Source organism: Streptomyces sp. WG5, from assembly GCF_049974565.1.
Classification (GTDB): Bacteria; Actinomycetota; Actinomycetes; order Streptomycetales; family Streptomycetaceae; genus Streptomyces.
The window spans coordinates 1-660 of sequence record NZ_JBNGGC010000162.1 but is presented as its reverse complement, the minus strand read 5'-3'; the positions used below and the strand labels follow the sequence as shown (position 1 = coordinate 660).

General features: G+C 60.2%; 1 protein-coding gene. It reads right to left on the bottom strand.

Annotated features, from left to right (window positions below; genetic code table 11):
* A partial coding sequence (locus ACP4IX_RS36385; RefSeq protein WP_426558952.1) for an ATP-dependent Clp protease proteolytic subunit occupies positions 1-403 on the bottom strand: 403 nt, incomplete at its 3' end.
* Between the last annotated feature and the right edge of the window lie 257 nt (positions 404-660).

The window sequence follows — 660 nt, the reverse complement described above, 5'->3', positions numbered from 1 at the left end:
CTGACGGCTGATGAACCATGATGCGCGAGTTCGGCAGCGAGAAGCGGTTGTCCTTCGCGCCAGCCGCGAGCAAGAGAGAGCCCATCGACGCGGCCTGCCCCGTGCAAAGCGTGTGCACCGGCGGGCGGATGAACTGCATGGTGTCGTAGATCGCCAGACCCGATGTCACCACGCCACCCGGCGAGTTGATGTACATCGAGATTTCCTTCTTCGGATTTTCCGCTTCAAGAAACAGCAACTGCGCGACGACCAGCGTCGACATGCCGTCCTCGACCGGACCGGTGAGGAAAATGATGCGCTCCTTCAGCAGGCGCGAAAAAATGTCGTACGCCCTCTCGCCGCGATTGGTCTGCTCGACCACCATCGGCACGAGGTTCATGTAGGTTTCAACGGGATCGCGCATGAAAGAACCCAAGGGTTAGGGGTGATGCAGAACTTGGCTCAGGGCAACTCGGCTCAAAGGCTACTTGGCTAAGGCCTGTCGGCTCAAGGCTTAACCCAGATATGGGCCAATTTCCGGCCGACAAGACCGACACTAGCCAACTGGGCAGGGTCGCAGACGTTGAAGCCGATTCGCCGCGACGCGCCTAGCGAGGGGACCCTCGCCAAGCGCGCTTTCGCGGTTCATCATTAACGCGAGGTGCCGGAATTAGGCGGCAG